Origin of the sequence: Compostibacillus humi (assembly GCF_014637175.1) — a bacterium.
GTDB lineage: Bacteria > Bacillota > Bacilli > Bacillales > Amphibacillaceae > Oceanobacillus > Oceanobacillus humi.
This window is the reverse complement of record NZ_BMEV01000153.1, coordinates 1-911: the sequence shown is the minus strand read 5'-3', so window position 1 is coordinate 911 and position 911 is coordinate 1. Positions and strand designations below refer to the sequence as shown.

Genomic DNA, 911 nt, shown 5'->3' with positions numbered 1-911 from the left:
AAATAACAGGCCACCAAGCGATGGTAATCGCGCGGTAGCCTAAGTAAGCGTACAAAAATAGAGTGCCGGAAATACTAGTGTGAGAAGGTTACCGAGAAAAGCTTGACACAAACGTGGAATAACTGTTGTTCGATTAAATTTTGAAAGTCTGATATGGTAAACATTTTCTCTCTCCTATCCAAAGCCACATTATTCATTGAACTTCTATCATGGTAAATTTGTTAACCGTATATTTAGTTTGAATAGATCAAGAAGACCTTTGTTTAATTTTCAGAATCTTATTCATAAAGGTATTCCCTCATACTTATAATTTCTTTTTATTTTTTCACCGCATGAACATAGTGAATTGTCTCAAAGGCCGATAGGTAATCTTTTCGGTTTTCAAAGTATAGATTTTGAATTTTTGAAGGGGATAAATGTTCATAGATGAGCAAACCAGATTTTTCTAATATTCCCTTGATTTCAGAGTATGGAAAACACGATTTCATTGGCTCTCCACCTACGCAGCCATTTTCACCATGTTTTCTACTCTATTAGAAAATCCATTCTCCTCAAAAAGTTTTTCATCGGCATAGTCGAAAACAATCGAGCTCCCAGATGGGACTTCAGCGAATAATTTCTCAATCAAGCTTGATAGTTCATCTTTCGTTAAATAATAAGATCACTAGCATTGCATAAATTAAATCTAAAAACAAAAAATACTAAGAATGTTCAATTATTTAGTAGTTTGTCCATAAAAAAATCCTTTATACTGAATAGGACGGGTGGCTTCCTGTCCAAATCCAATATAAAGGAACTCATTATGGACAAGAATACACGATTATCATCATTTAGTAAATGGATTGCACCTATTCATTTTAAAAAAGTTTATGAACAAGCAGAAAATCTGAAACAAGATTATTACACAAAGA

The 911-nt window shown here is 33.0% G+C and carries 1 pseudogene; it reads right to left on the bottom strand.

Going from position 1 to position 911, the window contains the following annotated elements:
* Window positions 1-317: 317 nt before the first annotated feature.
* Window positions 318-661: pseudogene (locus IEV18_RS17055) on the bottom strand (class I SAM-dependent methyltransferase); the annotation flags it as partial.
* Window positions 662-911: the final 250 nt, after the last annotated feature.